Genomic DNA, 26,322 nt, shown 5'->3' with positions numbered 1-26,322 from the left:
CGCAGAGCTGTTATTTTTTAATATAAAACGGCGACTTAACAGCCGCCGTTTTTATACTCAGCTACTGCGACACGCCGCCGCAGAGCTATTTAAGCGGCAAATCACACGCCGTCATCGATCGGGAAGAAGCTGTCGGCCCGTGCACGGTGCCAGCGGGCCAGATAGCCGAAGCGGTCCTCTTCCTCGCGCAGCAGGAAACCTATAGGCATATAGGGATAGACCTCGCTGCCCACGACCATCTGACGGTCCTTCTCCCGCATCATCAGATGGTGTGGCAGGAATTTCGAGGGATGATCCAGGCCGGCAGCCCCCGTCATCTCCTTGAGCGCCTTCATCGTGTTTCGGTGGAAATTGGCCACGCGGGTCGCCTTATCCTCGACCACCAGCGCCTTGGAGCGGCGCGGGTCCTGGGTGGCAACGCCCACGGGACAGCGGTTGGTGTGGCAAGCCTGTGCCTGAATGCAGCCAATGGAGAACATGAAGCCGCGCGCCGAATTGCACCAGTCTGCGCCGAGCGCCAGCACCCGCGCGATATCGAAGCTCGAGATGATCTTGGCCGAGGCCCCGATCTTGATCTTCTCGCGCAAGCCCGCCCCCCTAAGCGCATTGTGGACAAAGGTAAGCCCTTCAACAAGCGGCATACCCAGACGGTTGGCAAATTCCAGCGGTGCCGCCCCCGTGCCACCTTCCTTGCCATCAACCACGATAAAATCGGGGGTAATGCCGGTTTCGATCATCGCCTTCAGCATGCACATGAACTCGCGGCGGTGACCGACGCAGAGCTTGAAGCCCACTGGCTTGCCACCCGAAAGATCCCGCAGCTGTTTGATAAAATGGCACAATTCCAGCGGCGTCGAGAAAGCCGAATGCGAGGCGGGCGAGATACAGTCCTGATCCATCGGGATGTCACGCGCCTCGGCGATCTCGGGCGTGATTTTGGCCGCAGGCAGCATGCCCCCATGCCCCGGTTTCGCGCCCTGGCTCAGCTTGATTTCGATCATCTTCACCTGCGGCTCCTGCGCGCGCTGCGCGAAGGTCTCGGGATTGAACGAGCCGTCATGGTTGCGGCAACCGAAATAGCCGGACCCGATCTCCCAGATCAGATCGCCCCCGCCCGCGCGGTGGTAGCGCGAGATGGACCCCTCTCCCGTATCATGGGCAAAGCCGCCCAGTTTGGCACCGGTATTGAGCGCCTGGATTGCATTGGCAGACAGCGCCCCGAAGGACATGGCCGAGATATTGTAGATCGAGGCGGAATACGGCTGTTGGCAATCCGGGCCGCCAATGGTGACGCGGAAATCATGGCTTTCGATATGGCGCGGCTGGACCGAATGGGTCAGCCATTGATAGCCCGAATCATAGACCCGCTGTTTGGTCCCGAAGGCACGCGCATCCTCGACATCCTTGGCGCGCTGATAGACCAGCGTCCGCTCCTCGCGCGAGAAGGGCTCCTCGTCCTGATCGGCCTCGATCAGATATTGCCGGATCTCGGGGCGGATGCTTTCCAGCAGGTAGCGCATATGCCCCATGATCGGATAGTTGCGCAGCACCGCGTGGCGGGTTTGACGGACATCGTAGAAGCCAACAAAGAAGAGTGCACCAAAGATCAGGAATGTGAGCCAGAAGATGCTGTGGAAGATGACACCGAGTAGCGATAACAGCGCCAGCACCCCGCATAGGATCATGGGCATAAAGCGGCTAACATCTTTTGAATGCATGGCTTTCTCCTCTAAAGCGCATTTCGACGGGCTAGTAGCGAGTTTAGCTCCCTAATGTAACCGGAAACTTACCCGACGTATTAAAGACTTGTTCCGGCATCCACGAGCCCGCGCAGCGCGATCAGTTCGCTCAATACATGGGCGCCTGCGATGGCCGTGGCACCCGTCGTGTCATAGGGCGGCGAGACCTCCACCACATCGCCACCGATCAGCGTCACACCGCGCAGGCCGCGCAGGATTTCGGCGGCCTGCCAGCTGGCAAGCCCACCCCAGACCGGTGTGCCCGTCCCTGGCGCGAAGGCCGGATCGAGGCAATCGATATCGAAGGTGATGTAGCAGGGCCGTTTACCGACAAGCTGTTTGACCTTCGTCGCCACCGCATCCACCCCGTTGCGATGCACGGAGGGCGCATCGAGGATAGTGACCCCGAGCGTGTCGGGGTTATCGGTGCGGATACCGATCGAGGCCGAGGCCTTGGGGTCGACGAGCCCTTCCTTGATGGCTTTGTAAAGGAATGTGCCGTGATCGATCCGCGCCGGATCATCATCGGCCCATGTATCGGAATGCGCATCGAACTGGATCAGCGCCACGGGGCCGAACCGCTCGGCCACGGCGCGCAAGATCGGCAACGTAATATAATGATCGCCCCCCATGGAGAGCGGCGTCACGCCGGCCTGTACGATCTGGCGCAAGTGCTCGGTGATCCGCGACGGAGTCTCGGCGACATTGGCGTAATCGAAGGCCAGATCACCGTAGTCTATGATATTGAGTGCCGAGAGCGGATCGTAGCCCCAGCCATAGGGCGCGTCAAATGCCTGAAGGGTCGAGGCCTCGCGGATCGCGCGCGGCCCGAACCGCGCGCCGGGACGGTTGGTGACGGCCTGATCGAAGGGAATACCGGTTACGGCGATATCAGCCCCCACCAGCTCCTTGCTGTAGCGCCTGCGCAGGAAACTGGTCGCGCCGCCAAATGCGTTCTCGTAGCTGAGCCCGCGCCGGTTCTGTCGGGTAAAGGCCTCGTCTACCTGATGTTTTGCATCCTCAAGCGCCATGATCCGCCTCCCATGCGAAACCCCGATACGCAAGCCGTGACGCGAAGGCCGCTAAGCGTCAACCCCCAATTGTGGAGCGGGAAAAGTCCAAACATGGATTTTCGCTACATGATCTATGTCAAATCCCTCTTTTCACAGCAGGCGTAGGATAGCCGAAACGAGGAGATCCCATGCGACTTACCATCCGAACCAATCTCGCCATGCGCAGCCTGATGTTCTGTGCCATCAATGCGGGCCGCACGGTCCGCAAATCCGAGATCGCCGAGAACTGTAATGCGTCGGAAAACCATCTGGCGCAGGTGATCAACACACTTTCCCAGCGTGGATATATCGAGACCCGTCGCGGGCGTGCGGGCGGCATGCAGCTGGCGCGAGCCGCCTCGGAAATCTCGGTGGGCGCGGTATTTCGCGATTTCGAGGGCGGCCTGCCCTTTGCCGAATGTTTCGACGCCGAGGCCAATACCTGCCCTCTGGCGCAGGGCTGCATGTTGCGCACAGCCCTTGCCAAGGCGCTGGAGGCCTTCTTCGGCGAGTTGGACCGCTACAGCCTCGCCGATCTCGTCGACAATAACGACCGGCTTGAAGAGATCCTGCTTCTGCCTGAAGGGATACCGCCTGTCTCGGCCTGTAGCCACCGGATCTCGGCACGCGCCTGATTGCCTATGCGCCAAATTGAAAAAGCCGCCCCCTGAGGGGCGGCTTTTCCATGTTCTGACCTTCCGGAATAACCCGAAATCAGCCGACCAGCTCGAGGCCCGAGAAGAAGAAGGAGATTTCTTCCGCTGCGGTTTCCGGTGCGTCCGAACCGTGGACCGAGTTCTCGCCGACGGACAGAGCGTATTCCTTGCGGATGGTGCCTTCTGCCGCATCTGCGGGGTTGGTTGCGCCCATGACTTCACGGTTTTTCAGGATAGCGCCTTCGCCTTCCAGAACCTGCACGACAACCGGCTCGGAGGCCATGAACTCGCACAGTTCGCCGTAGAAGGGACGCTCTTTGTGGACTTCATAGAACTTACCGGCTTGTTCCATCGACAGTTTGATGCGCTTTTGTGCGACGATGCGGAGACCCGCTTCCTCGAACTTGGCGTTGATCTTACCGGTCAGGTTGCGGCGGGTTGCGTCGGGTTTGATGATCGACAGCGTGCGTTCGGTAGCCATGCTAAGCTCTTTCTTTTGCGTCTTGCCCGCGCGGGTGATCCTGCGGGCACGGGAGAATGAATATCGTTCGCCTGCTAGCATGCGGTCGCGGGGTTGAAAAGCCCCGCGCTGCGTTCTTGCGCCCCATCAGACGGCGTTTTGTAACCTTTTTAGGCGACAGATCGCGTAGAGAGCTTGAAACCCGAAAAATGGCGGCCTATATCCAATCCTGTTCGGGGCTTGCCTCGGACTATGGACATAAACGCGCATGTAATACACGGATCGGACCCGGGGGCGGTACCCGGCGGCTCCACCATATATCCTTTCGTTTGGGATCATGGGGCCGAAATAGGATCGACGAACGTCTAAAGATGTAGCTTTGTCTCGGTGAGATACCACCGTTATCGGTTCAAAAAGTACAATTGCAAACGACAATCGTGCTCCGGTAGCTCTGGCTGCGTAAGCAGCTTAAGCTCCGAAACCTAACTCCTTGCGCTTAGCAGCGTAAGGCGGGGCCCGCAGGAGCCTTGCAACAGAATCCTGCACCTTTTCTCATCCTCTCCGCTCTTTCGGCACGCGGCGCTTGCATGAGGCGACAAAGCCGTGCAGTCTGATCCGAGGTTCTCACGACTGCGTTGTGAAACTGGTTGTTATTCATCGACATAGTGCCATTGACGCAGGCCGAGCCTGCCCAAGACCACCTGTAGCTAAGATAACACCGAGGTCTCATGTCCGATAAGCTCAGCTTCTATAAAGAATTCCTTCAGGAAGTCTGGTCCAATGGTCGGGCCGAATGCTTGTCGCTTTATGTGTCGGACTGTTCCCATGCCACCGGACTGATCAGCGATGTCGAGATGACGCGGGAGGATATAGAAGAGCTCGTCCCCGCCCTGCGTGCCCATCTCGACGATATCCGTCATGACATCCGGCACAGTTACGAGAGCGGGGATATCCTGCATGTGCTGATGACGGTTAGTGGCACGTCGAAAGTATCGGGGAATCACGTCGAATTCAGCGGGCAGTCGCTTCTGCGTTTTCGCGATGGCAAGATCGTGGCCATGCATGACCATTACGATCTTATCGGTCTGTTTAGCCAGCTAGGATTTTTGCCTGTGGATACGGTTGCCCTATGCCTCTCGAGCGAAAAGATTTCGTAACGTTTCTACGATCTAGAAAACCTTCAACAGAAAAGTGCCCCTTTCCAAAGGCATGAAAACCCCTATGGTGAGGGAACACCTGCTAAGGTATGGAAGGACAAGGAATGACCCGCAGCATCGATTACGGAAACCTGATGCATCGCGCGATGCGCAGCCTGATTCAGGATGTGCTCTCAGACGTGGCCGAGAACGGACTTCCCGGCGCGCATCATTTCTTCATAACCTTCGACACGCAGGCAGATGGTGTCGAGATGGCCGACTGGCTGCATTCGCGTTATCCCGAAGAGATGACGGTGGTGATCCAGCACTGGTTCGACAATCTCAATGTCGATGATGACGGCTTCGGCGTGACGCTGAATTTCGGCAACAATCCCGAGCCGCTCTATATCCCCTATGATGCGATCCAGACCTTTGTGGACCCTTCCGTTGAGTTCGGCCTCAGATTCGAGACGCAGGATTCGGACGAGGATGGCGACGATCAAACGGATGATACCGAGAATGATGACGACGATCCGCCCCCCTCGGGCGTGCGGCCCGAGGCCGAAGTTGTCAGTCTCGATAAATTCCGCAAATCCTAACTGTTGCAGCGGCCGCCCCTCGGGGCGGTCTTTTACTGTGTTAGCGCCCGTATACATGCGTATACCGTTTGCATTCCCGCGCCCTACCGCTTAGACAAAAACACGTTCACGGCTGGCCCGATTTTTAGCGGCCAGAGCTGGTTATTACGGAGGCCCACTATGACCGCGACCCGTACCGAGACCGATAGCTTCGGTCCGCTGGAAGTTCCCGCAGACAAATACTGGGGCGCGCAGACGCAGCGCTCGATCCTGAATTTCCCCATCGGCTGGGAAAAGCAGCCGGTGCCGATCATCCGCGCCCTCGGCGTGATCAAGAAAGCCTGCGCGATGGCCAACAAGGCCAATGGCTCGATGGATGCCAAGATCGCTGATGCGATCATCGCGGCAGCAGGCGAAGTGATCGACGGCAAGTTCGATGACAACTTCCCGCTGGTCGTCTGGCAGACGGGTTCGGGCACCCAGTCCAACATGAACGCGAACGAGGTGATCTCGAACCGCGCCATCGAGATGCTGGGCGGCGAGATGGGCTCGAAAAAACCCGTCCACCCCAATGACCACTGCAATATGGGGCAGTCCTCCAACGACACCTTCCCGACCGCGATGCATGTCGGTATCGCCATGTCGGCACGTGATGTGCTGATCCCGGGCCTCACCAAGCTGGCCGAGGCGCTGGAAGCGAAATCGGAAGCCTTCAAGGACATCATCAAGATCGGCCGCACCCATACGCAGGATGCGACCCCTCTGACCCTCGGTCAGGAATTCGGCGGCTATGCGCATCAGGTCCGCAAGGGTATCGCGCGCGTCGAGGCCTGCCTCGGTGACATCTACGAGCTGGCACAGGGCGGCACCGCCGTCGGCACCGGTCTGAACACCAAGAAAGGCTGGGGCGAGGCGGTTGCGGCAAATATGGCCGAGATCACCGGTCTGCCCTTCGTGACGGCTCCGAACAAATTCGAGGCTCTGGCCGCGCATGATGCGATGGTCATGTTCTCGGGCGCACTGAACACGGTTGCGGCCTCTCTGTTCAAGATCGCCAATGACATCCGCCTTCTGGGCTCGGGCCCGCGTTGCGGTCTGGGCGAGCTGATCCTGCCGGAAAACGAGCCGGGCTCCTCGATCATGCCGGGTAAAGTGAACCCGACGCAGGCCGAAGCACTGACCATGGTCTGCGCCCATGTCATGGGCAACAATGCCGCTGTCGGTTTTGCAGGCTCCCAAGGCCATTTCGAGCTGAACGTCTACAACCCGATGATGTCCTATAACGTGCTGCAATCCATGCAGCTTCTGGGCGATAGCGCCTCGGCCTTCACCGATAACATGGTGGTGGGCATCGAGGCCAACGAGCCGCGTATCGAGAAGCTCCTGCACGAGTCGCTCATGCTGGTCACTGCCCTTGCGCCGACCATCGGGTATGACAACGCCACCAAGGTTGCCAAGACCGCGCATAAGAACGGCACCACGCTGAAGCAGGAAGCCATCGCGCTCGGCTTCGTGGACGAAAAGACCTTCGACGAGGTCGTCCGCCCCGAGCTGATGATCGGCCCCAATGACTGATCTGCCCGTCAAAGGGTAACGGAAAGGCCAGCCCTCGGGCTGGCCTTTTTCATGATCCCAAGCGTTTCAAAAGGGCTTTCAGGCCGTCGGGAAAAAGCTTCGGACCACCGTCCTGATCAAGCGTCGCTGGATCGAACCACTGGGCAAAGCACACGACACCGCTATCCTCGTGGAACTGTAGGCGCGTCTCGCCCTCGAACGCGCCCTCCGGCAGAGTGATCTCGTAAAGCGCGAGGATCTCGTGCCCCTGATGGCCTTCATGATGGTAGAGGTTCTCGATGAAAACCGGCGCTCCACGCAGGCCAATCTCGACCCCCAACTCCTCGTGGAATTCGCGCCGGAGCGCGGCCTCGGCCGTCTCGCCAAATTCGACTGTGCCCCCCAAGGGCCGAACACCTTTGACCCGACCGGCATCATCGGGCACCTCGGCGGCCAGAAGCCGCCCGTCGCGCCAATGCAGGCCAAGCACTTTGAACCGGATACGGGGAGCGGGACGCCACTGTGTCATAGCCCACCCTAACCTGCCCCCGAGACCGCCTCAAGACAAAGGGGCGGCATCCCTGCCGCCCCTCGCCCGCACAAGCCGTTTTGGGCCTATGCCTATTTACCGTCGATCCGCTTCTGGTCTTCCTTCAGCTCAAGCCACATCGCGTTCATGACGGCGAAGATGGCGGCCAGCGGAAGACCCAGAATCCATGCGAAATACCACATCTGTCGTTCCTTTCCTCAATAGACCGAATGGGAGTTGCCGGTGATGTCATCCTCGGTGACCTTGCCCCAGAGCACCTTATAGACCCAGCTCGTATAGGCGAGGATGATCGGGACAAAAATCACCGCCGAGACCAGCATGATAAACAGCGTCAGATGCGAGGAGGACGCGTTCCAGACCGCAAGCGAGGAGTTGAGCGCCGTGCTCGAGGGCATGATGAAGGGGAACATCGTCAGCCCGACCGAAGAGATCACGCCGAGCACCGCGACACCCGAGAGGATCATCGTCGAGCCCTCCCGCCCCGCTTTCAGGCCCAGATGGGTCAGGAGCGCGCAGACGATGCCCAAGGCCGGTGCGATCACGATCCACGGGCGGTCAGCATAGGCCGAAAGCCATGTGGCCGAGCGGATCACCGTGAAATGCAGCGGGTTCGAGGGGCCATCGACCGGCACATCACCGCTGAAGGCATAGCCCGGGATGAAGGCCAGCCAGATCCCGGCCAGCACATAGGCCGCCACCGCGATGAGAGCTGCCTTGGCGCCGATAGCACGGGCGCGCGCCGCCACGATCCCTTCGGCCTTCAGGTTCACCCATGCACCACCATGCATGACGAGCATCGAGAGCGAGACCACCCCTGCCAGCAGCGAGAAGGGATCGAGAAGCCCGATGAATTTCATATACCAAGCGCCCTCGTAGACGGTGTGCAAATCATCGGTCAGATGGAAGGGCACGCCCTGGATCACATTGCCCACGGCCACGCCGAAGAGAAGCGCCGGAACCGCCCCCGAGAGGCACAAAGCCCAGTCCCAGTTGCGCCGCCAGACGAGACCCTCGCGTTTGGAGCGGTATTTGAACGCCACCGGACGCACGATGAAGGATGCAAGCACCACGAACATCGCCAGATAGAAGCCGGAGAAGCTGACCGCATAGAGCGGCGGCCAGGCCGCGAAGATCGCGCCACCGCCGAGGATGAACCATACCTGATTGCCTTCCCAGACGGGGCCGACGGTGTTGATCACCACGCGGCGTTCGGTGTCGGTGCGGCCGATGAAGGGCATCAGGGCGGCGGTGCCCATGTCGAACCCGTCGGTCGCGGCGAAGCCGATCAGCAGGATGCCCAGGAGCACCCACCAGATCACCCGCAGCACGTCATAGCTGATAAGGTCATGAAGGATCATAGCAATTTACTCCGCAGGTTCCGCGATGGCATCGGCTGCCGCCTTGCCGCTCAGACGGGTCTTGTGGCTGGCCATCCAGCTTTCGGTTTCCGCCACATCCTCGAACGGGCCCTTGTTGATGTATTTCAGCATCAAACCCATCTCGATAATGAAGAGCACGGTATAGAACAGGATGAAGCCGATGATGGTCATCAGGACTTCGGTGGCCGAGAGCGCGGAGACCGAAAGCGCCGTCGGCAGGATCCCGTCTACCGTCCATGGCTGACGCCCGAATTCCGCCACGAACCACCCCATCTCGGCGGCGATCCACGGCGCAGGCATCATCCAGACCGCCAAGCGCAGCATCGGGCGCGGATAATGCATGCCCTTGAAGGACGAGCGGTAGAACATATAGGCCATCGTGCCGATCATCAGGAAGCCCAGAACCGCCATGATGCGGAAGGCCCAGAAGAGCGGCCAGACCTGCGGCACGGTGTCCGCCGCCGCCTGCTTGATCTGCGCATCGGATGCCTCGCGCGGATCCTCGACATATTTCTTCAGCAAGAACGCATAACCCAGATCGCCGGAATGGTCCTCGAAGGTTTTCATTACCTCGGGCGCGGTGGCTGCACGGTCCTGACGGACGGTCATCAAGGCGTCATAGGCGATCAGACCATTGCGGATACGGGCCTCTGATTCCTCCACCAGATCGTCAATCCCGGGGATCGAGGTGGTCAGAGAGCGCGTACCGATCAGCCCCATCAGATAGGGGATATGGATCGCGTAGCGGTTCTCGCGCGCCTCCTGATCGGGGATGGCGAAAGCGGTGAAGGGCGCAGGCGCGGGCTCGGTCTCCCACATCCCCTCGATGGCGGCAAGTTTCATGCGCTGCGTATGGGTCGCATTATAGCCCGACTCGTCGCCCAGAAGCACCACAGAGAGCGCCGAGGCCAGACCGAAGGCTGCGGCGACGGTGATCGAACGGCGCGCAAGCTCGGTATGACGCCCGCGCAGCAGGAACCATGCCGAGACGCCGATCACGAAGACCGAAGCGGTCACATAGCCTGCCGAAACGGTATGGACGAATTTCGCCTGCGCCACTTCGTTGAAGAGCACCGCGAAGAAATCCACCATCTCCATGCGCATGGTCATCGGGTTGAACTCGGCCCCCACGGGGTTCTGCATCCAGCCATTGGCGATAAGGATCCAGAGCGCCGAGAAGTTCGAGCCGATGGCCACGAGCCACGCCACGACGCAATGCGCGGTCTTCGACATCTTGTCCCAGCCGAAGAAGAACAGCCCCACGAAGGTCGCCTCGAGGAAGAAGGCCATCAGCCCCTCGATGGCCAGAGGCGCGCCAAAGATGTCGCCCACATAATGGCTATAATAGCTCCAGTTCATCCCGAACTGGAATTCCATCGTGATGCCGGTGGCGACCCCGATGGCAAAGTTGATCCCGAACAAAAGGCCCCAGAACTTGGTCATCTGGCGCCAGATGGGGCGGTTGGTCATCACATACACCGTCTCCATGATCGCCACGAGGATCGACAGACCCAGCGTCAGCGGCACGAAGAGGAAGTGATACATCGCAGTCATGGCAAATTGAAACCGTGACAGCTCGACGATACCGAAATCCATATCCTCAGCTCCTAGCGGGAAAGATGAGTTTCCCATTCGCGTTTTCTTATGCGACCCGAGTAAGCCTGCACTCGCGCGGCCTCCTTGATCTGGGTCAAAAAGTAGAAATCAAATGCGCAATTACAGGGTTATCACCATGTCAGATATTTCAACCTCGACGTGTTTGTGCGAGGCGGAAAGAATGGCGGACTGCGGCAGGATGGCACGGATTTCCCTTAGCACATGGAGCGCGGTGGCGTCGTCGAGCCCCTCGGTCGGCTCGTCGAGGAGCAGGAGATCGGGACGGCGCAGGAGTAACCGCGCCAAAGTGACGCGCCTTGCCTCGCCGCCCGAAAGCCCTTCGCCACGCGGACCGATGACCATATCGAGACCACCGCGCAGGCGGATCACCTCCCGCAAAGCACAGGCGTCGATAACCGCGTCCAGATCAGCATCGGTGATCCGGTCATCGCCAAGACAGAGGTTTTCGCGCAGGGTGCCCGCCATCAGGGCGCTGCGCTGGGGCAGATAGGCCACCCTCTCGCGCAGGAACGCCTCGTCGAGCGTGGCGATCGGGATCTGCCCGAGCCTGATCTCGCCGTCAAAGGGCATCAACCCCGCCAGCGCCAGCAGGAGCGTGGATTTGCCCCGCCCGCTCGCTCCGGTCACGGCAAGCCACTGCCCCGGTCCGAGATCGAAGGACAGATCCTCGATAATGGGCTGTGCGGTATCGGGCCGGCAGAGCGACAGATGCGACACCGTCAATTGCGCGCTGCGCGGTGGTATAACGGCGGGGCTGGCCGGTGCCTCGGGACCGGGCAGATGGCCGCGCACCCGCGTGGCCGCCATCCGCATCCGCCCCAGATCGGGCGCAAGGCGGCGCAGCGGCGCGATCGTCTCGGCCAGCCCGAGTGCCGCAAAGAACCCGAGCGCGGCATAGGACGGCGCAAAGCCGCCCGCATTCACCGTGGCAATCCCGAGCCCGAGCGCCCCTGCCGCAACCAGCTGCAGGAGCAGGTTGAGCGCCAGCCCGACCCTGCGTTCGGCCGCATCCTGCCGCTGGCTAAACCCGTCGTGCAAGTCTTGGGCGGCCTGCACCTGCGCGGCCTGCCCCGCAAGACGCCCGTAGACTGCCAGATCACGGCGGGCACGGATCATGTCGATCAGGCCCGTGCGGAAAGACTGGGCCGCCTCCTCGCGCGCACGCGCCACGCGGGCCGAGGCCCGTGCGGCCCAAATCAGGATCAGTGCCCCGCCCAAGGTATAGCCCAATCCGATCCATGCGGCGATCATGCCGCCCAACAACCAGTGAAGCACCAGATAGACCAGCGCATGGGTGCCAAGCGCCGCCATCACCGGCAGGAACAGTCGCAGCGAGACACCGTCCAGCGCATCGACATCGGCCGTCAGCCGATTGAGCGCCTGCGCGCCACGGATGCGGGTTATCGTCCGGTATCCCGCCCCCAGATAGCCGCGCAGAACATCGGCCCGCAGCGCCTCGAGCCCGCGCAGGGTGGCATCATGGGTCAGAAGCCGCTCGCCATAGCGCCCCGCCGCCCGTCCGAGCGCCAAAAAGCGCACCATGGCCGAGGGGCGGAACACATCGAAGACCGAACCCATCCCGATCAGCCCCGCAGCCGCCGCCGCCACGATGAACCACCCCGACAGCCCCAGAAGCGCGGCTCCCATGACCAGCACGGTCAGGCTCAGCGCCCAGCCCCGCGCCATCGCCCAGGAATTGGCCCGCAGAAGACGCAGGAATATCGCGAAAAGATCTCTCATCTTACGCCTCCAGCCGGATGATCCGGTCCATTTTCTCCGCCAGCGCCATGTCATGGGTCGCGATAACCAGCCCCATGCCGCGCCCGTGGGCCGCCAGCAGCCCAGTGGTAACGGCGGCTGCAGTCTCGGTATCCAGATCGGCAGTGGGTTCATCAGCCAGCAGCAGATCGGGGCGGCGCGCCAACGCCCGCGCCAGCATGATCCGCCGCGCCTCGCCCCCCGACAGACCACCTCCCGTCTCGCCTAGAGGCGTCTCGAGCCCTTCGGGCAGCGCGCGCACGACCTGCGCCACACCCGCCTGTGCCAGCGCTGGCCAAGGATCTGCCCCCTCGGGCAACATCAGGCTCTCGCGCAACGTGCCCGAAAGGAAATGCGGGGCCTGTGGCATCCAGCCCAAACGCGCCCGCCACGCATCGGCGGTCTCGGGCACAAGCGGTTGCCCCCCCACACGGACATATCCTGCCTCGGGCGTGAGCCCCCCTGCCAACAGGCGCAAAAGCGTGGTCTTGCCCGCCCCGGAGGGCCCGACCAGCGCGATACTCTCTCCTGCATCGACGCTCACATCCGGCAAGGCACGACCATGGATCACGAGCCCGCTTGCCTGCACAGTGCACAGCCCTGCCAGCGGTGCGGCCTGCGCGCCTTTCCCAACGAGAGGCGCGGCTTGGCCGTTCTGCCAGTCCTCGAATTCGGCGCCCACCGCTTCTGCCGATGCACGGTCATGCCATGCCGCCGACAGATCGCGCAAAGGCTGGTAGAATTCCGGCGCGATCAGCAGAAGGAAAATCCCCGCCTCGGGCGAAAGCCCCGCCCCCCAAGTGCCGAAAGAGATCTCGCCCAGAAGCGAGAAGCCCACGAATACGGCGACCATCGCCACCCCGATGGCCGAGAAGAGTTCCAGCACCGTCGAGGACAGGAACGCCACCCCGAGCACCGCCATCGTACGCTGGCGCAGCCGACCGGTCTGGACGACAAACCCCTCCATCACGCGGCTCTGCGCGCCCAGCACACGGATATCGAGCACCGCCCCCAGCCGCTCGACCAGCATATCGTTGAGTGTGCCGATCTCGCCCAGCTGGCGCATGGAAGCCTCTTTCGCGGCCATCCCCACAAGTGCCATGAAGACCGGAATCAGCGGGCCCGAAACCGCGAAGATCACGGCCACCGCCCAGGACTGCCAGAGCGCCACCCCGAGAAACAGGAGCGGCACCACCCCCACGCGGAACTGTGCGGGGCGGTAGCGGGTGATATAGGGCCGCAACAACTCGGCCTTCTCGCCGGCAAGGGCGGCGATGGCCCCCGCCCCGCCAAAGCGGTTCTCCTCGCCCGACGCGGCTTCCTGCGCCACGATTCGTGCGCGCAAGCACCCGACCGTGCGGTTGGCCGCCCCTTGCGCCAGCCCCTCCGCGCCCCAGTTGAGCGCCGCCCTGAGCCCCCCGAGCAAGCCGAACACGAGCGACGGTATCAGCGCCCCGGCGTTCTGTCCCGCAAGGAGCGCGCCCAGAACATGCGCCACACACCACGCCTGCAAGGGCCAGACCAGTGCCGCGAGAACCGACAGGCCCGAGGCACCGCGCAACCGTCCCGCCTCGGGCGCCATCAGAGAGTTCAGCACCCTGCGCCCGCGTTTTGCGCGCGAGAGCGCCTCGTCCTGCGCCGCTTGGTTTGCGCTGCCATGGCCTGTCATGATGCACCCCGTCCTACTCGTTGCCGTCCCTCCGTAACCGCATTGGCAAAAAGCTCATTTGATCTGCATCATATCGGCGCAGAAAACGCGCAGTCCCGATATATGTTTGCGGGGTCTTTTCAGCCTGCCTCTGTCATGGCAAAATCACGCAATGAGCAATGTGACCAATCTCAACCAGTTCCGCAAAGCCAAGGCCCGCGCCGAGAAGCGCGCGGCGGCTGACGCCAATGCTGTGAAATTCGGTCGCACCAAGGCCGAGCGCGCGCGCGACGAAGCGGACGATCTGGCCGCCAAGCGCCATCTCGACGCTCATCGTCTGGACAAGGATGATGAGGAGCAGAGCGAGACATGAGCCGCCCGCGCAAACATTCCCTGACACTCGGCGGGCACCGCACCTCGGTTACGCTGGAGGACGAGTTCTGGCAGGCCTTCCGCGACATCGCGCGCGAACGCGATCTGGGGATCAATGCGCTGGCCGCGGAAATCGATGTGGCCCGCGGGGTCGAGATGGGGCTGGCCACCGCCATCCGTCTCCATGTGCTGCGCTATTACCGCGCGCAGCTTTTACAGGGCTGAGAAGCCGTCCCTGACTGCCGCCTCACAGGCCGCGGCCAGCGCCTTGCGGTCGCGATGCGCGGCCACGGCCAGAGGCGGATGAAAGACCAGCGTGATCCGTCCCCCGCGTCTTGCCTTCAGAAGCTTCTCGAGATGCGGGGCAAAGGCCATATCGCCCCACCATCCGTAAAAGCGCGGATCCTCGCCTGAAGGGGCATGATAGCGCAGGCTGACCGGCTGGACCCACATCCGCGCGCGCAGATCCTCCGTGAAAAAGGCCTGAAACAGGGTCGATTTGAATGGCAGAACCCGACGCGTATCGCTGGAGGTGCCTTCGGGGAAGAACAGAAGCCTGTGGCCTGCGCGGATCCGGGTCTCGAACAGGCGGGCCTGGGCGGCCGCCTCGCGCGGGTCACGACGGATGAAGACCGTCCCCGCGATGCGTGCCAGAAACCCGATCCCCGGCCAGCCGGCCACCTCGGATTTGGCCACGAAAAACACATTACTCGCGGCATTGAGCGCGAGAATGTCGAACCATGATCCGTGATTGCATACCACCGCCCCCGCATGACGCATCGGTCGGCCCCGGATCGTGACGCCGATCCCCAGGATTGCGACGGTCGCCCGCGAGACCAGCCGCGGGATATGCACCGAAAGCGGCCGGTCGGACCGACGCAGAACGGTCTCGATCAGCCGTGTAACGCCCATCGCCCCGAGCCCGCACAGGAACACGAGCACCACACAGACACACCGAGCGCTTAGCCGGAGCCTGTCGCCCGCACGGGGTGTGGGCGGCGCTGGGGGCGCCTCACCCATCCAAGTGGGCGACGGTACGGGGCGGGTCATACCTCGACCCTGCGGGTATAGAAGCTGCGGTGTTTCGCACTCATGGCGGTCGTGTCCATCATCACCAGCACATCGGTCGTGTTGAAATCATGATCGATAAAAGCACCCTCGCCCACGAAGCCACCGAGCTTGAGGTAGGACTTGATCAGATTGGGCATGGCCGCCATCGCCGCGCGCCGGTCGAGCGCCTCGGGCGGCACCAGATCCATCGGCTGGAAGACGCGTGCCCGCGCCCGCAGCGCGTCTGGGGCGCGGTGATGATGGTGGAGCCACGCAAGAGGCATCTTCAGCGCCTGCAGGTCGGTGCCATGGAAAGAGGCCACCCCGAACAGGATCTCGATCCGGTTCGTGAGCACATAGTCTGCCAGCCCGTTCCAGAGCAGGAACATCGCCGCGCCTCCGCGATGATCGGGATGGACGCAGGAGCGCCCAAGCTCGAGCATCGGGCGGTTCAGGGCCTTGAGCGGCCCGAGATCGTATTCCTCATCGCAATAATAGCGCCCGAAGGCCGCCGCACGATCCGAATGCAGGAGACGATAGACCCCCACCACATGGCTGAGCGTCTCAGGATCGATGGCGGGATCAACCAATAGAAGATGATCGTAAACGGGATCGAAGGCATCGCATTCGAGTTGGGCTGCGTGATTAACCATAGCGCCACCCCCGCCCAGCTCGGTCACGAAGACCTGATAGCGCAGCCGTTGCGAGGCCAGAAGATCTTCCTCGCTCGCCGCAAGACGAACCTCTAAACGACTGGATTCCATGGCATTTCAATCCACTTTTGCAAGCATGTCGCACGCTCTTGCCGAGTTTGTGGCAAGAGAGCGCTCAAAAGGCAAGCAGGTTGGGAGACGCCGATTGACCCGCGTGGCAAAATCAGCGTTAACCTTTCCTCAACTTTAATCTTCAATAACCAGAGTCAACGCGATCACCCGACCGTCAACCACCTGTTTACCCGCCTCGCGGAAATTGACGGTGATCTTGTCGCCCACGCGCGATTGCACCTGACCTACACCCCATTCCGGCGCTTTCGGGTTCCGGACCAACATACCCGGCTCGAGGAATTCGTTCATGACTGCCCTGTCTTCTCAATTGCTTCCTTCTGACGCCAATACCGAGACTTCCGAGGCCGATCTGGTGGCCCTTGTCGGTTCGCGTCTGTGTCATGACCTTATCAGCCCTTTGGGCGCAATCAGCAATGGGGTAGAGCTTTTGGCGATGGCAGGTGGCGCGATGAGCCCCGAGATGCAGTTGATCGCCGAAAGCGTGAACGCGGCCAATGCGCGGGTGAAGTTCTTCCGCGTGGCATTCGGACAATCGAGCACCGAGCAGCGCGTCAGCCAGAACGAGATCCGCAACCTTCTGGCCGAGATGTCCGCGACGGGCCGGATGAAATATGAATGGCAGGCCGAGGGCGATCAGCCCCGTCATTTCGTGAAGATGGCCTATCTGGCGATGCTTTGCATGGAAACCGCGCTGCCCTTCGGCGGGCGGCTGGTGATTACAGAGATCAATGGCGAATGGCATCTGGTGGCCGAGACGCGGCGCACCAAACCCGACGAGGCACTGTGGAATGCGCTGAACGGACAGGCGCCCGAAGACCTCCGTCCGGCGCAGGTCCAGTTTCTGCTGCTACCGCGCGAGGCGGCACTCCACGGACGCCATATCGCATGGGAGATCGGCGAGACCGAAGCCCGTATCGGCTTCTGATCCATGCGCGAGCAGCAAACAGAAAACCGGCGCAAGACGCCGGTTTTTTATTTTTTGCAAATGGTTGGAATACGATCTTAAAGTAGATGCCCAAGACGGCGATGGATGGTGGGGATGATCGCATAGACCATCGACAGCACGACAATGGGACAGACCACGGCAGTCACCGTAAAGAGCGGATGCCCGTCCATCAGCGGCAGCACCACATAGAGGAGCGCCGTGACCAGCGGGTAGATGGCACAAAGGACAAAGAAACTCAGACGCAAATTGCGCGAGAACAGACGGCGGCCGGGGGGGATCTGGGCGGTCATGGGAATTCTCCGGAAGGGCGGTTGGCACGCAGGAAATATAGAAAGCATGCCTATCTTATGTCAAAGACACAAAAAGCCGCAGCACATGCTTTCTGCACTGCGGCCTTTAAATCGGGCGATACTCAGGCGCGGGTCGCGCCATCCCCCGTGACCAGATACTTGAACGAGGTCAGTTGCTCGGCCCCCACGGGGCCCCGCGCATGCATCTTGCCGGTGGCAATCCCGATCTCGGCACCCATCCCGAATTCCCCGCCATCGGCGAATTGGGTCGAGGCGTTATGCATGAGGATCGCGCTATCGAGCCGCTGGAAGAAGCGTGCCACAGGCGCCTTGTCCTCGGCCAGGATCGCTTCGGTATGGTTGGAGCCGTAGCGGCGGATATGGGCAATCGCCTCATCCACCCCCTCTACGATTTTGGCCGCGCAGATCATATCGAGGAATTCACGCCCGTAATCATCCTCGGCGGCCTCGACCACGCCCTCGGTGCCCAGCAGATCACCCTGCCCGCGCACCTCGACGCCCTTGGCCAGAAGATCGCGGATCAGCACATCACCATGCCTGTCCCAGAAAGCGCGGTCGATCAGCAGGCATTCCATTGCCCCGCAGATCCCCGTCCGGCGGGTCTTGGCGTTGATCACGATACGGCGGGCCTTGTCCAGATCGGCGCTGCCATCGACATAGATATGGCAGATCCCTTCCAGATGCGCGAAGACCGGCACGCGCGCCTCGCGCTGGACGAGCCCTACGAGCCCCTTGCCCCCGCGCGGAACGATCACGTCGATATATTCGACCGCCTGCAGCATCGCGGCCACGGCATCACGGTCACGGGTGGGCACCAGCTGGATCGCCGCCTCGGGCAGACCTGCGGCTTTCAACCCCTCGACCAGACAGGCATGGATCGCCCGCGAGGAATGGAAGCTCTCCGAGCCACCACGCAGAATCACCGCATTGCCGGATTTCAGGCAGAGTGCACCGGCATCGGCAGTCACATTGGGACGCGATTCGTAGATCACGCCCACCACACCGAGCGGCGTGCGCACACGCTGAATATGCAGCCCCGTGGGGCGGTCCCATTCGGTGATCACCGCGCCCACAGGATCCTCTTGTGCGGCGATGGTGCGCAGGCCCTTGCAGATCCCCTCGATCCCCGCCTCGTCAAGCTTTAGACGGTCCATCATGGCAGGCGTGAGCCCCTTTGCCTCGCCATAGGCCAGATCCTCGGCATTCGCGGCAATGATCTCGGCGCGCTGCGCCCAGACAGCATCGGCGGCCGCTTCGAGCGCACGGGTTTTCTGAGGCGCTGGTGCGAAGGCCAGCTCTGCTGCTGCCTCGCGGGCAGCGGCACCGAGGGTGTCGATCAGCTGCTTTGCATCCAACGCGTCTTTCATCCGTCTACTCCTTATGTGACAGCCCGCATATAGCGACCCTGCCCGACCAAAAGAAGCCCAAAACGACAAAAGCACCCCATTGGGGTGCTTTCTGACGAGAAGATGGTGGCGCGGTTGACGGGGCTCGAACCCGCGACCCTCGGCGTGACAGGCCGATACTCTAACCAACTGAGCTACAACCGCACAGCATCTTCCAAACTCCAATTCCGAAACAGTGGCGCGGTTGACGGGGCTCGAACCCGCGACCCTCGGCGTGACAGGCCGATACTCTAACCAACTGAGCTACAACCGCGCATATGTTTCGACTAAGGGCGACTAGGTGAGGATGAATGGCGCGGTTGACGGGGCTCGAACCCGCGACCCTCGGCGTGACAGGCCGATACTCTAACCAACTGAGCTACAACCGCTCTTCATCCTCTCCGGCATCGCCCGGAGCGTGGGGTGGGTAATACGGGCCACTAACGCGCCCGTCAAGCATGGTTTCGCATTCTTTTCAAAAAAACCCAAAAACCCTGCCGCGTATTTTAGGAAACCCTTTAAAACAACGCTTCTTCAATTGGTTGGCATCAGCACAGCGGGGGCAACGGAGCGCCGTTATCAGGGGAATCATATCGCCGGAGGGGCCGTGATCCCCGTGGCTTGCCGCTCCATCCTAGCGCGTTCAGTCGGGAAGCGGGATAAACTCGTCGCGATCCGTCGGCGGGAGCTGGAATCGCCCGTGCATCCAATCGCCCGCGCGCCAGGATTCCTTGGCCGCTTCGATACGTTCCTGCGAAGAGGCCACGAAATTCCACCAGATATAGCGCGGCCCTTCAAGCGTGGCCCCACCCAGCACCATCAGACGTGCCCCCTCGGCCCCTGCCTTGACCGAAATCCGGTCACCGGGACGGAAGATCAGCATACGTCCCGCCCCGTAATGCGCCCCGCCCACATTCACCGAGCCGCGCAGCACATAGACGCCGCGATCCTCGTGATTGTCGGGCAGCGGCAGCGCGGCATGGGGCGCCAGATCGGCATCGGCGTAAAACAGCTCCGACGGCATGGCGAGCGGCGCTTTCGCCCCCCAGGCATCCCCCAGAACCAGCGTCACTTTTTTACCCTCGGCCTCCAGAACCGGCAGCGTCCCTGCCCCCGAATGGGCGAATTCCGCCGCATCATCCTCGGCATCTTTGGGCAGCGCGATCCAGGTCTGGATACCAAACATCGTATCGCCCGTCTGGCGCAGATCCTCGTCGGTGCGCTCGGAATGGGTGATGCCATAACCCGCATTCATCCAGTTCACCTCGCCCGGTTTGATCCATTGATCGGTTCCGAGGGAGTCGCGGTGATGCAGCCGTCCCTGAAGCAGATAGGTTACAGTGCCGAGGCCGATATGCGGGTGCGGGCGGATATCGACGCCCTTCTGCCCCGATAGGAACTCGACAGGCCCGATCTCGTCGAAGAAGATGAACGGCCCCACCATCTGGCGCTTGGCCGAAGGCAGCGCACGGCGCACCTCGAACGACCCCAGATCCCGCGCACGCGGCACGATTTCCATATCAACGAGATCAACGGCATCGCCAATCGGGATATCGGCATCGAGAATCGGGTTCCAGCTCATCTTGGCGCTCCATTTTGGCAATTCGGCTTGGGATGAATGTGCCGCGCAAGGGGGGTGATGAAAACAGGCAGGGGCGCGCAGGGTCTGTGCACGCCCACGCCCGCGCGGGCCTATTGCACGCCTGCCTGCGCGGCCAGATCGCCCATCATCGCATCTGCCCGCGCTGTGAGGTCTCCCAGATCGACGCGGGTCAACTTACCGTTCTCCTTATGGATCTCCCCCGCAATCATCACAAAGGACACATCCTCGGGCTCGGCCGCATGGGTCAGCAGGAAATCGGGCGAGGCGGCAGGGCGTGTGTTGAGCCCCTCGGTAGAGATCGCGATCAGATCCGCCGGCCCGCCTTCCGTCAGCGTGCCCACGCCTTCGGGCGCCATGATCGAGCGTGCGCCCTGACGGGTCGCCCAGTCGAACACATCCGCATCGGGCAATGCCTGCTGCTTATGCGCATGACCATCTGCCAGATCGGCGGTCAGGCGCATCACCTCGAACATATTGATCTGCCCCGCCAGCACCGTGTTATCGACCGAGACAGCCATCTCGAGCCCCGCATCCTTCATCATCCCCGGATCAGGCACGCCGTATCCCACCTCCAGCTCGGTCCATGGCGAGATGATCAGCGGGCTACCGCCCTCGGCCAGTTTGCGCAGATCCTCTTCGGGTGCCGAGGTCATATGGACAACATGGATATCCTTCCCCAGCATCTTCTGTTCGGCCAGCGCAGCCACGTTGTGTTTCTCTGCGGCCTCGGGGGCCCCACCCATATGAAAGGTTACCGGCAACCCGAGATCACGCGCCTTGGTGATTTCCTGCGTCCAGATCTCAGGCGTCGAACGGTCCGGCCCGCGCAGCGACACACCGAGCCCGATCAGGCTATCCTCTGGCCAGTCGGACTGCGTCGTCTCCAGATCGGCGAGATCCATCAGAGCGCCCTGCCCCAAAGCCTGCGGATAGCCATAGCTGAACCGTCCGCGCACGCCGGAGGCCGCCATCGCCGCGATCTCGGCATCGGCGAATTCGGGGGCCTTCACGTTATGCGCCCAGTTATTGACATAGGTAATGCCCGAATTGACAGCCAGCGCCATTCCCAGCTCGACCGAGAGCGCCGATGCCTCGGGCGTCCATGCTCCGGAAAGCGGCTTCATCGTGCCCGCGAACCCGCCCTGATCACTGCGCTCATAGCCGCGCGCGATGGTGTTCCACATATGCCAGTGGCTATCGACAAGACCGGGAGTCAGAAGATGGCCGGACAGGTCGATCTCGGTCGCATCGGCTGCCTCTATATCTGCATCGATCCGCGCAATCTTACCGTCTTCAATGAGGATATCCAACGGCGCCGGGGGGGTCCAGCCACCCTGCATCGTGATCACCTGCGCTCCGCTCAGGAGATAGCGGCGGCCGGATGGATCATCGTCTTGCGCGAGGGCCGTCAGTGGCAGGCTCAGGGGAAGGGCCGCGCATCCCGCGACGAGAGAAAGACGTGTCATGGAAATCTCTTTCAGCTAGGAACATCGCATAGAGCTATGCCCCTAACCGCAACGGTCAGCACCTCTCACGCATCCGTGATGTATTAAACGGTGCGCCGTGCATGAAACAGGACCTGCCCGCGCGGCAATTTGCGCGGATCTTCCCACAGCGTCCATCCTGCATCGCGGGCCATCTCATGCACGCTTGAGGCGCGCATATCATAGGGCGCACGGGTGTAATGGGTGACCACGCCATCGCGCTGCCGGTAATGGGCATCCTCGGCCACCTCATCGGGGCGCAGGAAGACGGTGAACAGGAAGAGTTCGAGATTGGGCAGGCGCTGCAGGTTGCGCAGGCACAGACCCAGCATCTCATGCGGGAGATGCGGAAAGAGCCCGAAAGCGATGGCATGGGTGATCCGCAGAGGAATTTGTGGAAATTCGAACGCTTTATCCTCGACCAGTTGCGCAGGATCGAGCCGGGAGCGGTCCGACAGTTCTCGCTCATGCCCCACCAGCATCAGCTCGCGCGAGGCATCGGTGGCCCAGTAATGCCCCGGTTCGAGATAATTGATAACCTTGCAGCCAAGCCGCAACGGCCCCGCCCCGATATCGAGCAGGTGATGATGCGGCAGGATCCCCGCATCCTCGACGATCTCCATCTGGCGCTCGCCGGTCTCTTCCCAGCGCCCGCCGACGATATCACGATGCATCCCGCGGCCGATCATCTCGTCATAGAAACCGGGGCGGGTATAGGGCGCATGCGCGTGGGACATAAAATCGGGTCTCGCATCAGGGGCGCGCGGGCGCGGGTCAGGGAAAAGCCCGCTCTGCACCCCGTGCAGGAGAAGGCCCGCGCTGACCTAATCGGGCTTTTCCCCTATCGCAAGCATTTTCGCACCCGCAACAGGGGGCCTCCGGCGATCACTCGGCAGGGACGGATTGACCGCCTGCCCGCCGCATCGCCCTGAAAGACTGCCAGCGCGCATTCAGCCAGGCCACCGGCCAGAGCGTCGCCGACATTGCCACCACCAGTATCGCGCGGTCCAGCTGGCTTAGCGCTTCGGTCGGCCCGACCGCCAGCGCAAGTAGCCATAGGCCTATGGCATGCCACGCATAAACCTGCAGGCTATGGCGCCCGAGAAAGACCAGCGGACGCCATGTGAAGAGGCGCCTGAACGCATGGGCCACCGTCCTGAGCACGGCATCGCCGTCGCTCAGACCTGCGGTCAGCAGCCATGTCATGATCCCCAGATCGGCGAGGAAATTGGCAACATAGACCGCATCGAGGATATTGCGCTCCTGCTCGGCTTCGAGACCCATGATGGTCTGGAGCAGATCACATCCCGCAAACAGCCCCGCAAGCATCAGGCAGACCATCGCGACGGGACGCCATTTGGGGTCTTTGAACATGGCCGGATCGAAGCGCCCCAGCGCCATATTGGCGCCGATGGCCAGCCCGCCGAAATAAAGTGCCTGCCATGCGAAGCGGTTGAAGAAAATCCCGAGCCTTACGCCGTCCTCGGTCAGGCCCGAGACATCCCCGAGCTTGCGCCAGAAGAACTCGACCACCCCCGTCTGCGCCCCGCCCCAGAGCGCGAAGCAGATTGCCAGTAACAGCATCGTCCTACCCTCGAGCACCAGATAGAGAGCTGCAGGCGTGAAGAGGATGAAGACCAGATACATCGGCAGGATATCGGCATAGGTGATCCGGCCCATGAGAAAGACCCCCGCGAGGACATTCCCGAAAGGTGCCTGCGCGAAATATGTGAACATATCCGTCCGTGTGTCGGCGCCCGCGACCCACAGCGCCACAAAAGCCGCCACCAGCACCAGAAGATGGGCGATATAGATCGTTTTGACGCGCTTGCGCACCAATGCCCAGAGGCCGCGCTCTCCGCTCTTCACCAGCCGTTTCATGAAGACGAGGCCGATCACCAGCCCCGAGAAAAACACGAAGCCCTGCGCATCCTCGACCCAGCCGAGGCTATGGTGCGAGATGTAATGCAGATCGGAATGGAACACCGCAGCCGAGTGCATCCAGACCATGAAAAAGAGGAAAAAGCCGCGAAAGCCGTCAATTATCTGAAATCTCATTGCAAACATCCTATCTGGAATAAGCAGCGCCACATGCCAGATTAAGAGAAGTTTACAAAAGATAAACAACGATAGGTTGCATAACGAAACCCAGCAAAAATAATGGGCATCCAAAACGCCAGAAACACGATCCGGCGAAGAACTGCCCTGAAAACGGGCGGGAGAGAAATGGGAGAAGTGGCGCACCCAAGAGGATTCGAACCTCTGGCCTCTGCCTTCGGAGGGCAGCGCTCTATCCAGCTGAGCTATGGGTGCCTAGCGCCTCCTATACCGGAGGCATAAAAGCTGCGCAACGGGCAAACCGACTGCCCGTCGCAATTATTCGCCTTCAACCAAGCAGATCGTGGCACAGCTCCAGCGCCGAGACCAGCGCATCGGCCTCGGCCCGCGTGTTATACATCGCAAAAGATGCCCGCGCGGTGGCGGTCACCCCCAGATGCTGCATCAAGGGCATCGCGCAATGGCTACCCGCCCGCACGGCCACGCCACGCTTGTCGAGAATCGTCGACATGTCATGGGGATGGGCAGGACCATTGAGCGTCATCGAGAAGATCGCCCCACCCTCGGGCGGAAGGCCCTGCAGGTTGAGCCAATTCAGCCCCTGCAATTTCTCGGCCGTATAGGCGCGCAGGTCCTGCTCATGGGCCTCGATATTCGCCATGCCGATCGACATCATATATTCGAGCGCCACGCCCAGACCATATTGCTGCACGATGCCCGGGGTGCCCGCCTCGAACTTCATCGGCGCGCTATGGTAGGTGACGGTGTCGCGGGTCACGGTGTCGATCATATCGCCACCGCCAAGGAAAGGCCGCATCTCGGCCTGACGCTCCTTGGAGATCCAGATCGCCCCCGACCCCGAGGGCCCGTAGAGCTTATGGCCCGTGATCGCGTAGAAATCGCAGCCGATAGCCGACACATCGACCGGCATATGCACCGCGGCCTGCGAGCCATCGACCAGCACCGGCACGCCCTTCTCGCGTGCACCCTTGGAGATTGCGGCCACATCCACCAGCGTGCCCAGCACATTGGACATATGGGTGACCGCGACGAGTTTGGTTTTCGGGCCGATCGCCTCGAGCACCTTCTCGGCGGGCAGCGAGCCATCGGGCTCGGGCTCGACCCATTTCAGCACGACGCCCTGACGCTCGCGCAGGAAGTGCCACGGCACGATATTGGCATGGTGCTCCAGCACCGAGAGCACGATCTCGTCACCCGCCTGCAGGCGCGGCGCGGCCCAGGCGTAGGAGACGAGATTGATCCCCTCGGTCGAGCCGGTGGTAAAGATGATCTCGTGCTCGTCCGGCGCATTCAGGAAGCGCGCGATGATGCCCCGCACGCCTTCGTATTTCTCGGTCGAGATATTGGAGAGCGTATGCAGCCCGCGATGGACGTTGGAATAGTCTTCCTCATACATCCGCGTCATCGCGTCGATCACCACACGCGGCTTTTGCGCCGAGGCGCCATTGTCCAGATAGACGAGCGGCTTGCCGTTTACCTGACGCGACAGGATCGGAAAATCGGCGCGGATCGTTTCGACATCGAACATATTGGCCCCCAGAGCGCGGGAAGGAAAGAATTGAGGCGGGCCCGAAAGGCCCGCCGGAACGGTCAGGTCAGGCCGAAGGTGACGGCATTACGCCAAGGATCATCAGGATCAGGCCGGCGGCAAACGCCGAGGCGAAGAAGGTGATGATGGTGCCGATGGCCACCACGGCCAGATTGCGGAACCCGTGCAGGGCCGCCGCGAAATTGACCACAAGATAGAACATCAGGAACAGCAGGAGGATCGTTGTCACCCCGAGCGTCGCCGGCGCAACCACAACCAGCACCAGTTGCACGATCTGCAGGATAACCATGACAAATTCGGCCCAGCTCATCAGCAGGAGCGCGTCACGGAAATTGCCCACGCCATTGCCCAGTCGTCCGACAAAGGTCATCGCCGCCGCCGCATAGACGAGGATGATCGCTTGCAGCACGATCAGCGGGATCGGGTTGAAGTTCAGCTCCTCGGTATCGGGGATCATGGCCGAGGCGATCACCTGCCCCGCAAGCCCCAGACAGGCCGAGAGCACCACCACCACAGCAAGTCCCAGCCAGCGCGCCTGCGTCGGCGGGTTCCACTCGATCAGCGCGCGGGCCACGGCCTGCGGCTGGGTCAGCGTGTTCAGGATGGCGGATTTAAGGTTGAACTGTTCCAA

The 26,322-nt window shown here is 61.6% G+C and carries 27 protein-coding genes, 4 tRNA genes and 1 other RNA gene; 8 read left to right on the top strand and 24 right to left on the bottom strand.

Going from position 1 to position 26,322, the window contains the following annotated elements; all coding sequences use genetic code 11:
* Positions 1 to 101: 101 nt before the first annotated feature.
* Together ABEB22_RS11240 and speB are read right to left on the bottom strand one after the other, a co-directional pair.
* The gene (locus ABEB22_RS11240; protein WP_339112741.1) at positions 102 to 1,718 is read right to left on the bottom strand and encodes an FMN-binding glutamate synthase family protein; all 1,617 of its coding nucleotides are present in this window, start codon (positions 1,716 to 1,718) and stop codon (positions 102 to 104) included.
* Positions 1,719 to 1,798: 80 nt separating this feature from the next.
* Positions 1,799 to 2,770, bottom strand: a complete 972-nt coding sequence (gene speB, locus ABEB22_RS11235; RefSeq protein WP_406870304.1) for an agmatinase — start codon at positions 2,768 to 2,770, stop codon at positions 1,799 to 1,801.
* Positions 2,771 to 2,940: 170 nt separating this feature from the next.
* On the opposite strand from speB, the gene ABEB22_RS11230 reads away from it, so the two are divergent.
* Positions 2,941 to 3,426 carry an Rrf2 family transcriptional regulator gene (locus ABEB22_RS11230; RefSeq protein ID WP_339112743.1) on the top strand — a complete coding sequence of 162 codons (486 nt, stop codon included), beginning with the start codon at positions 2,941 to 2,943 and terminating at the stop codon, positions 3,424 to 3,426.
* A gap of 79 nt (positions 3,427 to 3,505) precedes the next feature.
* Here the strand turns inward: ABEB22_RS11230 and ndk are convergent, their stop codons facing one another.
* The gene (gene ndk, locus ABEB22_RS11225; RefSeq protein ID WP_339112744.1) at positions 3,506 to 3,928 is read right to left on the bottom strand and encodes a nucleoside-diphosphate kinase; all 423 of its coding nucleotides are present in this window, start codon (positions 3,926 to 3,928) and stop codon (positions 3,506 to 3,508) included.
* A 170-nt stretch (positions 3,929 to 4,098) separates the two neighbouring features.
* Here ndk and ssrA point away from each other — a divergent pair.
* The 4 genes from ssrA (at position 4,099) to fumC (ending at position 7,196) form a co-directional block, all read left to right on the top strand.
* Positions 4,099 to 4,454, top strand: a transfer-messenger RNA (tmRNA) gene (gene ssrA / locus ABEB22_RS11220).
* Positions 4,455 to 4,635: 181 nt separating this feature from the next.
* A complete protein-coding gene (locus tag ABEB22_RS11215; protein WP_339112745.1) occupies positions 4,636 to 5,064 on the top strand; it encodes an ester cyclase in 429 nt (142 codons plus the stop codon).
* 104 nt (positions 5,065 to 5,168) lie between these two features.
* Positions 5,169 to 5,642, top strand: coding sequence for a ClpXP protease specificity-enhancing factor SspB (locus ABEB22_RS11210; protein WP_339112746.1), 474 nt, complete (start codon positions 5,169 to 5,171; stop codon positions 5,640 to 5,642).
* Positions 5,643 to 5,801: 159 nt separating this feature from the next.
* On the top strand, positions 5,802 to 7,196 hold the full coding sequence (gene fumC / locus ABEB22_RS11205; protein ID WP_339112747.1) for a class II fumarate hydratase: 1,395 nt from the start codon (positions 5,802 to 5,804) through the stop codon (positions 7,194 to 7,196).
* Positions 7,197 to 7,245: 49 nt separating this feature from the next.
* Here fumC and ABEB22_RS11200 read toward each other — a convergent pair whose 3' ends face one another.
* The 6 genes from ABEB22_RS11200 to ABEB22_RS11175 all read right to left on the bottom strand — a co-directional run bounded on the left by ABEB22_RS11200 (position 7,246) and on the right by ABEB22_RS11175 (position 14,148).
* Positions 7,246 to 7,704 (bottom strand): NUDIX domain-containing protein, encoded by a 459-nt coding sequence (locus tag ABEB22_RS11200; protein ID WP_339112748.1) that lies wholly within the window; start codon positions 7,702 to 7,704, stop codon positions 7,246 to 7,248.
* Between the two features lie 92 nt (positions 7,705 to 7,796).
* Positions 7,797 to 7,907, bottom strand: a complete 111-nt coding sequence (cydX, locus tag ABEB22_RS11195) for a cytochrome bd-I oxidase subunit CydX (protein WP_339112749.1) — start codon at positions 7,905 to 7,907, stop codon at positions 7,797 to 7,799.
* A gap of 15 nt (positions 7,908 to 7,922) precedes the next feature.
* Positions 7,923 to 9,083: a cytochrome d ubiquinol oxidase subunit II gene (gene cydB / locus ABEB22_RS11190; RefSeq protein ID WP_406870303.1), complete on the bottom strand. Its 1,161-nt coding sequence runs from the start codon at positions 9,081 to 9,083 to the stop codon at positions 7,923 to 7,925.
* A 6-nt stretch (positions 9,084 to 9,089) separates the two neighbouring features.
* Positions 9,090 to 10,700, bottom strand: a complete 1,611-nt coding sequence (locus tag ABEB22_RS11185) for a cytochrome ubiquinol oxidase subunit I (RefSeq protein ID WP_339112751.1) — start codon at positions 10,698 to 10,700, stop codon at positions 9,090 to 9,092.
* 120 nt (positions 10,701 to 10,820) lie between these two features.
* Positions 10,821 to 12,461 (bottom strand): amino acid ABC transporter ATP-binding/permease protein, encoded by a 1,641-nt coding sequence (locus ABEB22_RS11180; protein ID WP_406870302.1) that lies wholly within the window; start codon positions 12,459 to 12,461, stop codon positions 10,821 to 10,823.
* Position 12,462: 1 nt separating this feature from the next.
* Positions 12,463 to 14,148: an ABC transporter ATP-binding protein/permease gene (locus tag ABEB22_RS11175; protein ID WP_406870301.1), complete on the bottom strand. Its 1,686-nt coding sequence runs from the start codon at positions 14,146 to 14,148 to the stop codon at positions 12,463 to 12,465.
* Positions 14,149 to 14,299: 151 nt separating this feature from the next.
* On the opposite strand from ABEB22_RS11175, the gene ABEB22_RS11170 reads away from it, so the two are divergent.
* Together ABEB22_RS11170 and ABEB22_RS11165 are read left to right on the top strand one after the other, a co-directional pair.
* On the top strand, positions 14,300 to 14,500 hold the full coding sequence (locus tag ABEB22_RS11170) for a DUF4169 family protein (RefSeq protein ID WP_406870300.1): 201 nt from the start codon (positions 14,300 to 14,302) through the stop codon (positions 14,498 to 14,500).
* The gene (locus ABEB22_RS11165; RefSeq protein ID WP_339112755.1) at positions 14,497 to 14,724 is read left to right on the top strand and encodes a ribbon-helix-helix domain-containing protein; all 228 of its coding nucleotides are present in this window, start codon (positions 14,497 to 14,499) and stop codon (positions 14,722 to 14,724) included. The genes ABEB22_RS11170 and ABEB22_RS11165 overlap by 4 nt, the downstream gene beginning before the upstream one ends.
* Here ABEB22_RS11165 and ABEB22_RS11160 read toward each other — a convergent pair.
* From ABEB22_RS11160 to ABEB22_RS11150, 3 genes are all read right to left on the bottom strand, one after another.
* Positions 14,713 to 15,549 (bottom strand): lysophospholipid acyltransferase family protein, encoded by an 837-nt coding sequence (locus ABEB22_RS11160; RefSeq protein ID WP_406870299.1) that lies wholly within the window; start codon positions 15,547 to 15,549, stop codon positions 14,713 to 14,715. The two genes, ABEB22_RS11165 and ABEB22_RS11160, sit on opposite strands and share 12 nt — an antisense overlap.
* The gene (locus ABEB22_RS11155) at positions 15,546 to 16,313 is read right to left on the bottom strand and encodes a GNAT family N-acetyltransferase (protein ID WP_406870298.1); all 768 of its coding nucleotides are present in this window, start codon (positions 16,311 to 16,313) and stop codon (positions 15,546 to 15,548) included. Before ABEB22_RS11155 ends, ABEB22_RS11160 begins: the two co-directional genes overlap by 4 nt.
* Positions 16,314 to 16,448: 135 nt before the next feature.
* Positions 16,449 to 16,622: a DUF3553 domain-containing protein gene (locus ABEB22_RS11150; protein WP_339112758.1), complete on the bottom strand. Its 174-nt coding sequence runs from the start codon at positions 16,620 to 16,622 to the stop codon at positions 16,449 to 16,451.
* Here ABEB22_RS11150 and ABEB22_RS11145 point away from each other — a divergent pair.
* Positions 16,621 to 17,259 carry a histidine phosphotransferase family protein gene (locus ABEB22_RS11145; protein ID WP_339112759.1) on the top strand — a complete coding sequence of 213 codons (639 nt, stop codon included), beginning with the start codon at positions 16,621 to 16,623 and terminating at the stop codon, positions 17,257 to 17,259. The genes ABEB22_RS11150 and ABEB22_RS11145 overlap by 2 nt on opposite strands.
* Before the next feature lie 77 nt (positions 17,260 to 17,336).
* On the opposite strand, the gene ABEB22_RS11140 is transcribed toward ABEB22_RS11145, so the two are convergent.
* From ABEB22_RS11140 to ABEB22_RS11085, 12 genes are all read right to left on the bottom strand, one after another.
* Entirely contained in the window at positions 17,337 to 17,570 is a 234-nt protein-coding gene (locus ABEB22_RS11140; protein ID WP_339112760.1) for a hypothetical protein, read from the bottom strand.
* 122 nt (positions 17,571 to 17,692) lie between these two features.
* Positions 17,693 to 18,958, bottom strand: coding sequence for a glutamate-5-semialdehyde dehydrogenase (locus ABEB22_RS11135; protein ID WP_339112761.1), 1,266 nt, complete (start codon positions 18,956 to 18,958; stop codon positions 17,693 to 17,695).
* Between the two features lie 106 nt (positions 18,959 to 19,064).
* A tRNA-Asp gene (locus tag ABEB22_RS11130) sits at positions 19,065 to 19,141 on the bottom strand.
* A gap of 32 nt (positions 19,142 to 19,173) precedes the next feature.
* Positions 19,174 to 19,250: transfer RNA gene (locus tag ABEB22_RS11125), tRNA-Asp, on the bottom strand.
* A 38-nt stretch (positions 19,251 to 19,288) separates the two neighbouring features.
* Positions 19,289 to 19,365: transfer RNA gene (locus ABEB22_RS11120), tRNA-Asp, on the bottom strand.
* Positions 19,366 to 19,619: 254 nt separating this feature from the next.
* Positions 19,620 to 20,558, bottom strand: a complete 939-nt coding sequence (locus tag ABEB22_RS11115; RefSeq protein ID WP_406870297.1) for a pirin family protein — start codon at positions 20,556 to 20,558, stop codon at positions 19,620 to 19,622.
* A gap of 110 nt (positions 20,559 to 20,668) precedes the next feature.
* Entirely contained in the window at positions 20,669 to 22,045 is a 1,377-nt protein-coding gene (locus tag ABEB22_RS11110; RefSeq protein WP_406870296.1) for an amidohydrolase family protein, read from the bottom strand.
* Positions 22,046 to 22,128: 83 nt separating this feature from the next.
* Complete coding sequence (locus ABEB22_RS11105; protein WP_406870295.1) at positions 22,129 to 22,800, bottom strand: class I SAM-dependent methyltransferase; 672 nt, start codon at positions 22,798 to 22,800, stop codon at positions 22,129 to 22,131.
* Positions 22,801 to 22,948: 148 nt separating this feature from the next.
* The gene (gene opgC / locus ABEB22_RS11100) at positions 22,949 to 24,121 is read right to left on the bottom strand and encodes an OpgC domain-containing protein (protein ID WP_406870294.1); all 1,173 of its coding nucleotides are present in this window, start codon (positions 24,119 to 24,121) and stop codon (positions 22,949 to 22,951) included.
* Between the two features lie 178 nt (positions 24,122 to 24,299).
* Positions 24,300 to 24,376, bottom strand: a tRNA-Arg gene (locus ABEB22_RS11095).
* Between the two features lie 73 nt (positions 24,377 to 24,449).
* Positions 24,450 to 25,670, bottom strand: a complete 1,221-nt coding sequence (locus ABEB22_RS11090; protein ID WP_350936111.1) for a cysteine desulfurase — start codon at positions 25,668 to 25,670, stop codon at positions 24,450 to 24,452.
* Between the two features lie 67 nt (positions 25,671 to 25,737).
* Positions 25,738 to 26,322: a YIP1 family protein gene (locus ABEB22_RS11085; RefSeq protein WP_350936113.1), complete on the bottom strand. Its 585-nt coding sequence runs from the start codon at positions 26,320 to 26,322 to the stop codon at positions 25,738 to 25,740.

Origin of the sequence: Thioclava sp. 'Guangxiensis', assembly GCF_045348365.1 — a bacterium.
GTDB lineage: Bacteria > Pseudomonadota > Alphaproteobacteria > Rhodobacterales > Rhodobacteraceae > Thioclava > Thioclava kandeliae.
The sequence above is the reverse complement of the archived record's forward strand: the minus strand, read 5'-3'. Positions and strand labels throughout refer to the sequence as shown.